The sequence below is a fragment of the Brevibacillus porteri genome (genome assembly GCF_003013475.1).
In the GTDB taxonomy this organism is placed as follows: domain Bacteria; phylum Bacillota; class Bacilli; order Brevibacillales; family Brevibacillaceae; genus Brevibacillus; species Brevibacillus porteri.
On the sequence record NZ_PXZO01000017.1, the window covers coordinates 285933 to 293892 of the forward strand.

Sequence of the window (7960 nt, forward strand, 5' to 3'; positions counted from 1 at the left end):
CTACATCCTCTCTGTCACTTTCTCACCCATAATCCCCGTTGGCTTCAATACGAGAATCATGATCAACAAGGAAAACGCCACGACGTCCTTCCATGAACCGCCGAAAATAAATGTTCCGGCTGTCTCCATCATACCGAGCAGCAGCCCACCCAACATCGCGCCCGGAATGCTGCCAATCCCCCCCAAAACCGCCGCCGTAAACGCCTTGAGTCCAATGACAAAGCCCATCATGAAATTGACGGTTCCGTAATAAGCACCTGCCATCGTGCCTGCACCTGCTGCAAGCGAAGCACCAATGAAAAAGGTCAAGCCAATGACTTTATGCACATGGATGCCCATTAAATGACAAGCCGTCTGATCGAGCGCAATCGCCCGCATAGCCTTGCCGTACAGGGAGCGATTGATGAAAAGATGCAAGCCCAGCATTAAAAGCGCAGAGATGAAGACAAGACCGATTTGGACATACGTGATTTTGGCCCCTAAGAGGCTAATGCCGTCGTGAGAAAGCTGCAAGGGATACACTTGATACTGCGCGCCCCAAACAATCATCGAGCCGTTTTCCAAAAAGAGAGAGACACCAATTGCCGTAATCAGGATAGAAAGTCGTGGAGCCAACAGGAGCGGTCGATAAGCCACCCTCTCGATCCCCATCCCGATGACGCCGACAATCACCATCGTCAGCAACAAGACAATCAATATTCCCATCAAGCCTCCTCCGGAAGAGTCTCCGCCGAGCACGCTGAGCAAGGTATATCCGACAAATGCACCGAGCATGTACAAATCGCCATGCGCGAAATTGAGCAGCTTGATAATGCCAAAAACCATCGTGTAGCCCAATGCAATCAAACTGTAAAAAGCACCGATGACCAGTCCGTCCGCCAGCGTTTGGACGAGAATGTCCATTCCTCCACCATCCTTATTTGAAGCAAGATTGACGTATGTCCTACTTCGCTAACGTGAACTTGCCACCCGTCACCTTCAAGACGGCGAAGTTGGAGTTATCCAGCGTATTTTGGGCGTTAAACGAGATTGTTTGACCGAGTGCCTTGAAATCTTTTGTTTCTTTGATCGCTTTTTTGATGGCGTCACGATCAGTCGAGTTCGCTCGTCCGATCGCATCTGCCAGTAGATTGACCGCATTGTAGCTCAACGCAGAGAAAGGACCCGGTGCCAAGTTGTTGTACGTCTGCTTGTAATCAGAAGTGAAAGCTTCTGCTCCCTCGATGAATTCTGCTGTAGGTGTCGCAGTAATCAAAAGCCCTTCCGCATTGTCTGCGCCTGCAATCTTGATGACGTCCTCACTGAATGAGCCATCGCCTGCGAAGAACAGACCAGATACGCCTTTTTGCTTGAATTGCTTGACCATGAGTCCGCCTGCCGCATAATAGCCGGTAAAATACGTCGCGTCCGGCTGGAGGCCTTTTATTTTGGTTACCAGCGCACTGAAATCTTTTTCTTCTGGATTGATTGCTTCATACGCAATGACAGTACCGCCGGATTTTTCAACGGACGCTTTGGCAAAATCAGCCAAGTCTTTCGCGTAGGCAGAATTATCATGGATGAGCACAACTTTTTTCGCCTGGTTCGCTGCCATGTAATCCGCTGCGGTTTGTGCCTGATCTGGGGTTAGGCCATTGATCAAAAAGAGGGTGTCATAGCCTTGAGCAGGTAATTTGGCTGAGTTGGCTGCGGGAACGATCATGGGAATGTTGGCGTTTTTGAATACACCCGATGAGGGGAGTGTCGCGCCTGAGCAGTAGCCACCGACGACAGCCACTACGTTTTGGGAGACCAGCTTATTGGCTGCTGTCGTCGCCATTTGTGGATCGCAACCATCATCAGCCACTTCGACCTTCAATTTTTTTCCAACAACTCCACCGCTGTCGTTTATTTTTTTGACAGCCATTTCGATGGCGTTTTGCATGTCTTTTCCATCCGTTGCGTTATTACCAGTTACTGGTAAAATCACGCCGACGAGTATCTCGCTAGCGTCTGCACCACCAGTAGAAGATCCTTGATTGGCACATCCCGCTACAGTAAGCGTTAGAGTCAACATCGCTGCGACGATCACACTTCCCCATTTTTTCATAGCCCATCCCCCATTCGAATATTATTCGATTGATGCCCATTTCCAGTCGATTGCACCTAGACCATCCTGGAAGATTCCTTTTACCTTGTCATTCTTCACCCATGTATGCGTATAGAAGTAGATCGGCATAATCGGCATTTCGTCCATCATGATTTGTTCGGCTTCACGCAGAATCGCCTTGCGCTTTTCCGGATCACTCTCTGTGGCTGACTGGTTCAACAGCTCTTTGAACTTCGGATTCTCCCAACGCGTATCGTTGTTTCCTCCGTCCTTTTCCTTGAACAGCTCCAGGAAGTTGATCGGATCGTTGAAGTCACCCGACCAGCCAAGACGCCCGACCTGGTAGTTGCCCTCGTGCATGGTCTCGAGGTACACCTTCCATTCTTGATTTTCCAGCTTCACTTCTGCTCCAAGGTTTTGGCGCCATTGGTCCTGAATCGCTTCTGCAATCTTTTTATGCCCTTCCGACGTGTTGTAGCTGAGCTTGATCGGCGGCAGTTTAGAGATGCCCAACTCTTTCATTCCTTCTTCTAACAGCTTTTTCGCCGTTTCTTGATCATTGTCTTTGAAATAACCGCCTGTATTGAGTCCCATTGTCGGAGGAACTGCTGCCATTGCTGGCTGCTGATTCGCTTGGAGTACGTTGTCGATCAAAATTTGACGGTTAATGCCGTAGGCAAAAGCTTTACGAATCTTCACGTTATTGAACGGAGGTTTCTCTGTATTGAACTTGTACCAGTAGGTAGCACCAACAGGCTTCACTTGCAGCTTTCCGCTGTCTTTAAGCGCTGGCATCGCATCTGTTGGCAGCGAGCTTAACGGACTGCCAGCCCAGTCAATCTCGCCATTTTCGAACATGGACAGCTCTGTGTTTTCATCCTCCACCATCGAGAACTCGATCTTGTCCAGCTTGACGCTATCTTTGTCCCAGTAGTTGTCGTTTTTCACGAGTACCATTTTGCTTTTGTGTTCCCAAGACTCCATTTTGAATGGACCATTTCCTACGTGTGTTTTGGCTTCTCCAGACCATTTTTCATCTGTCTCGACTACCTTTTTATTTACCGGGAAATAAGTTTGGAAGGCGGTTAGTTCCAGAAAAAACGGGGTTGGATTCGTCAACTCTACTTGGAGGGTCTTGTCATCCAATGCTTTTACGCCGACATCTTCCAAGCTGCCAGTCCCTTTGTTGGCCTTCTCCGCATTCTTGATGTAATAGAGCTGGTAGGCATAATTAGACGCTGTCTTCGGATCGAGAGCTCGCTTCCACGCGTATTCGAAGTCGTGGGCTGTGACCGGTTCTCCGTTGCTCCACTTGGAGTCTCTCAGCTTGAAGGTGTATGTTTTCATATCACTCGATACTTCAATCTTCTCAGCTACTGCTTCCTCCGGCTTGCCCGAAGGCCCGATGCGTGTCAGTCCATCAAAAACTGCTTTGACGATGGCAGCAGAAGTCGTGTCTTCCGCAAGTCCAGGATCACCTGTAGGTGGTTCGGAGTGAAGATTCCAGCGTAAAACTTGTGCTTTTGCTGGTTCTTTAGACGGGGTGGCAGGTGCTGGCTGCGTGCTCGACTGTCCAGTCTGTGATGCTTGCTCGGCTGGCTTCGCTGCTGGCTGTCCTCCTCCACATCCTGCTAAAGCTAATCCCATGACTGCTAGACTACTCATTACCGCAAACATACTTTTTTTCATTTGATCAACCCCCATTATTCAGTCGTTATGTCTTGATTTTCAGAATTATCAGAATGCAAGAGGTATGCCAAAATGGAAGGCGGCAGTGACTTCGTTCTAGAGTGAGTTGTTGTAAATTTTTTTGTACACTGTATACCTTGTTGTGTTTCAAAACTTAGACACCGCTATTAGACAAAATAAGCCTCAGCCCACTTACTCGGCTAAGGCTTTTGTCTCTCGATTTACAAAATGATCAATTCGCGCGGTGAATGTGTAAGGACCTCATTGCCACTCTCTGTAACAACCAGATCGTCTTCGATACGGACCCCACCAAGCTCTGGGATATAAATCCCCGGCTCCACGGTCAAAATCATGCCTTCTTGGAGAACAGCGGTGCAACGTGTGGACATAAATGGCTCTTCATGAATATCGAGACCCACTCCATGGCCCATCCCATGCCCAAATCGTTCGCCATAGCCGTGCTCCGTAATGTAGTCCCTTGAGAAGGCGTCTGCCTCTTTCCCGGTAATACCAGGACGAATGCCTGCAACAGTCCGATTGCGTGCTTCTAAAACGATCTCGTAGATGGCTTTGAGCTGTTCATCAGGAGTGCCAATAGCAACCGTTCGGGTAATATCAGAGCGATACCCTTGGTACAATGCACCAAAGTCCAACGTGACCATATCTCCGGCTTCAATCATTTTTTCACTCGCTACGCCATGAGGAAGTGCGGAACGATAACCAGAAGCAATAATGATGTCAAAAGCAGAACCCGACGCCCCTTCCTTTCGCATGAACATTTCCAATTCGTTAGACACCGCAAGCTCTGTGATCCCGGGGCGCAAGAAGGACGTAATATGAGAGAATGCCGCATCGGCGATTTGCGCAGCCGTTCGGATGATCGCCAGTTCTTCCTTTGTCTTAATCATCCGCAATCCCTCAATGACACCTGACGTCGGAATGAATGCTGTTTGGACGGCCTCGCTGTATTTGCGATGCAAGGCAAACGAGACATTCTCCTCTTCAAAGCCGAGATGGTTGATCCCCATCGCTTCCGCCTGGCGCGCTACTTCACTGTATACGGATTCTTTTGTCGGCAAATAAACGATCTCAAAGCCTGTTGCTTGTGCTTGCGCTTGGGCTGTGTAACGGAAATCTGTGAAGAGCTTGGCCTGGTCCCTTGAAATGAGGACAACTCCGTATGTACCTGTAAAGTTTGTGAGGTATCGGCGGTTTTGTCCATTGGTGATCAAAATCCCGTCGATTCCAAGTGAATCGAATTGCTCACGCAGTCTTGTTACTTTTTCCATCTCTGTCATCCCTCTTTTGTTTGTCGTGATTAGGATCGTTCTTTGAGAATATTCAGCAAGTATTGTGCCAGTCAGGACGATCTCACTCAGTTCTCCATGGCACGACACTTGCATTTTCATCAAGCAAGAATGAAAGGAGGCATCATCATGGAATCGCATCCATTGATTATCTGCCGTTGTGAAGAAGTAACTCTCGCTGAATTGGTAGAGACCGCCCAAACCTATCCATGTACCGCACGCGAGCTGAAACTACGGACCAGAGCCGGAATGGGCTGCTGCGGTGGGAGAACCTGCCGTACATTGATCGATCAGGTCATTCAGCAAGTAACTGGCCAAGCGCCTTCTCATACTGTATCTCTTGGATACCAACCGCCTATCCGTCCTGTCTCATTTCAAACGATTGGGGGGCAACGGGCATGAGCCAACGAATTGATCACCATCCGATCCTCGGTTCACTTGGTGACAGAAAGCAGCTTCCTTTTTATTATAACGGCTCTGTCTATACGGCTTACGAAGGCGAGACGATTGCGGGAGCCCTATTGGCCGCAGGGGTCCGTACGCTTCGGGTGCATGAGGAAAAGGGAACACCTCGAGGAATTTACTGCAATATCGGTCACTGCTATGAATGTCGCGTCCATGTAGATGGTGTCCCTACCGTGCGTGCTTGTATGACGCTTGTGCAGGAAGGCATGCAAGTGAATGCAGGTTCAATCCTTCCTACCCCTTTGAAAAAAGGAGGGCATGGTGCATGATCGACCTTCTCATCATCGGGGCTGGTCCTGCAGGCTTATCTGCAGCAATTGCTAGTGCCAGGCAGGGATTGGCTGTTCGTGTAGTCGATGAGTTTTATCGCCCTGGGGGCCGCTTGCTTGGACAGCTTCACGAAGAACCGGACGGTGTGTGGTGGAATGGACTGGATGAGGCAGCCCGGCTCACGGAGGAAGCGAAACATCTCGGTGTAGAGCTCTGTTGCGGCGTCTCCGTATTCCATTTGACGCAATCCCAGAATGGCTGGGTCGTCTCTACGACACAGGGGGAAATGATAGTCCCATTGCTCCTGATCGCAACGGGGGCTTCTGAAGCAGCCGTACCCGTGCCAGGGTGGACGTTACCTGGCGTGATGTCCATCGGAGCTGCTCAAGTCATGACAAATGTGCAGCGCGTGCGAGTAGGACAACGCGGGGTAGTCATTGGAATTAATATCTTATCGGTGGCGATATCCCGGGAATTGCAGTTGGCTGGAATTGCGGTGGATCGAATGATTCTCCCATCTAGTACGACTGTCAGTGGCACTGCGGGACAACCACAAGCAGTGATGCAATCTTTATTGCGCGTCGCCCATCTTGCCCCTTCTCTGATGATTCGGATGGGGAGCAAAGTAATGGGAAGTTCATGGATGCAAAAGCTGGCAGTGTCCCTCTACCCCTCAAACGGGTTTTCTATGTGGGACATCCCGATTCAACTGCGAACAGCAGCACTGGAGATCGTCGGAACCTCTCAAGTCGAGGGTGTCCGTATCGCCCGAGTTGCCACCGATGGTTCACCCATAGCTGGAACCGAACAAGTCATTCCAGCTGATTTCGTCTGTATCGCAGGTGGATTAAGCCCACTCGCCGAATTGGCAGCGATTGCTGGGTGCCCTTTTGCCTATGTTCCCTCTTTGGGCGGGCATGTCCCCTTACACAATGAAAGCATGCGAACGCCAGTCCCTGGACTCTATGTTGCCGGCAATATCACGGGAATTGAAAGTGCGAAAGTAGCAATGGCTCAAGGCACGGTCGCTGGACTTTCTATCGCAAAAGCTCGGGGGAAGCTGAAGAATGAACAGCCGTTATCGGATGCCATTCAACAAGTGAAATTCATCCGCCAAAACGCAACGATTCAGTTCCATCCAGACATTGTGGCTGGGCGTGCACTGGTGGGGCAAATGACAGCAGAATGGATCGCGAACTAATTCATTCCTTCAATAGGAAAAGGCAGCCTGTCATTCTTTCACAGCAGGCTGCCTTTGTTTTTTCTTTCTGGTTTGTCCCTTGGTAGTTGATGAAGACGGCAACTCTGAATCCACAGTAAGCGTATCGTGTATTTCCTCTGCCTGTTCACGATAGTGAGCAATAAGCTCAGGATATTCCGCGATTTCTCTCTCTCCTGTCGGAGTGATCGCATACAGCCCTCGTTGCACTCGAGCAAACCATCCATAATGATTTTGGATAAGAATCGACGAGGTTTTCTCCCCCGCCCCTTTACTCTTGAGTACTTTAGGCGATAACGGCCCATACTGCTGAAGCAACGTCGCGATTTGAATGCAGCTCTGCTTGTAGGCCGTCATGAGCTTGGTTTGATAGCTGCCGCCAACATTGTAATCGCCGTATCTTCCCCGCATCTCTTCAATGATGCGGTTTCGCTTTTTTTGATTGAATTGCTTGCTTTTTACCCGATCAAACGGTCCCGGTGAAATATTTACTTCCATGACTGCGGGCCCTCTTTTTGGAAAGGACACGAGAATGAGACCGAGCTCAAGACGTCTAGCCAAGTAGCATATATCTTGCCATTTTTTCGAAAACAATTTGTATTTGGGCTTAGGGATTGCCATATAAACAAAATCGGTATAGCGTTGTCGCTTCGTTGCCTGTATGAGCAACTCCACACTTAGGTTGCGCTTAAACTCAACAATGATCAGTTCCTCGCCTTTGATGGCCGTTAAATCGCAATGCTTGACCTCACCAAAAACGTCATATCCTTGTGTGACAAAATAATTCCGAATCGGTTCGTACATGTCAGCTTCATATTTCTTCTCTGCTTTTGGTTTCATGTGCTCCCCTTCTTTTATAGGAAAAAGAGCCAATCCAGTGGATTGACTCCTCTCTTCGTTATTCCTTCAAAACTGAATACG

At 49.2% G+C, this 7960-nt stretch carries 8 protein-coding genes; 3 read left to right on the forward strand and 5 right to left on the reverse strand.

The genetic code is table 11. The features are described 5' to 3' along the window. From C7R92_RS10870 to C7R92_RS10885, 4 genes are all read right to left on the reverse strand, one after another. Nucleotides 1-903, reverse strand: a complete 903-nt coding sequence (locus C7R92_RS10870) for a branched-chain amino acid ABC transporter permease (protein WP_106834264.1) — start codon at nt 901-903, stop codon at nt 1-3. 40 nt (nt 904-943) lie between these two features. After that, nucleotides 944-2089, reverse strand: a complete 1146-nt coding sequence (locus C7R92_RS10875) for a branched-chain amino acid ABC transporter substrate-binding protein (RefSeq protein ID WP_106834265.1) — start codon at nt 2087-2089, stop codon at nt 944-946. 21 nt (nt 2090-2110) lie between these two features. Then, nucleotides 2111-3778 carry a peptide ABC transporter substrate-binding protein gene (locus C7R92_RS10880; protein ID WP_106834266.1) on the reverse strand — a complete coding sequence of 556 codons (1668 nt, stop codon included), beginning with the start codon at nt 3776-3778 and terminating at the stop codon, nt 2111-2113. Between the two features lie 221 nt (nt 3779-3999). Then, nucleotides 4000-5067 (reverse strand): M24 family metallopeptidase, encoded by a 1068-nt coding sequence (locus tag C7R92_RS10885; RefSeq protein WP_106834267.1) that lies wholly within the window; start codon nt 5065-5067, stop codon nt 4000-4002. Between the two features lie 147 nt (nt 5068-5214). Between C7R92_RS10885 and C7R92_RS10890 the strand changes: the two genes are divergently transcribed. The 3 genes from C7R92_RS10890 to C7R92_RS10900 are packed head-to-tail and all read left to right on the forward strand — an operon-like array spanning nt 5215 to nt 7021. Further along, the gene (locus C7R92_RS10890) at nt 5215-5487 is read left to right on the forward strand and encodes a (2Fe-2S)-binding protein (protein ID WP_069848264.1); all 273 of its coding nucleotides are present in this window, start codon (nt 5215-5217) and stop codon (nt 5485-5487) included. After that, complete coding sequence (locus C7R92_RS10895) at nt 5484-5819, forward strand: (2Fe-2S)-binding protein (protein ID WP_106834268.1); 336 nt, start codon at nt 5484-5486, stop codon at nt 5817-5819. The genes C7R92_RS10890 and C7R92_RS10895 overlap by 4 nt, the downstream gene beginning before the upstream one ends. Then, nucleotides 5816-7021 (forward strand): NAD(P)/FAD-dependent oxidoreductase, encoded by a 1206-nt coding sequence (locus tag C7R92_RS10900; RefSeq protein WP_106834269.1) that lies wholly within the window; start codon nt 5816-5818, stop codon nt 7019-7021. Before C7R92_RS10895 ends, C7R92_RS10900 begins: the two co-directional genes overlap by 4 nt. A gap of 30 nt (nt 7022-7051) precedes the next feature. Here the strand turns inward: C7R92_RS10900 and C7R92_RS10905 are convergent, their stop codons facing one another. Then, a complete protein-coding gene (locus C7R92_RS10905) occupies nt 7052-7879 on the reverse strand; it encodes a DUF2161 domain-containing phosphodiesterase (RefSeq protein WP_106834270.1) in 828 nt (275 codons plus the stop codon). Between the last annotated feature and the right edge of the window lie 81 nt (nt 7880-7960).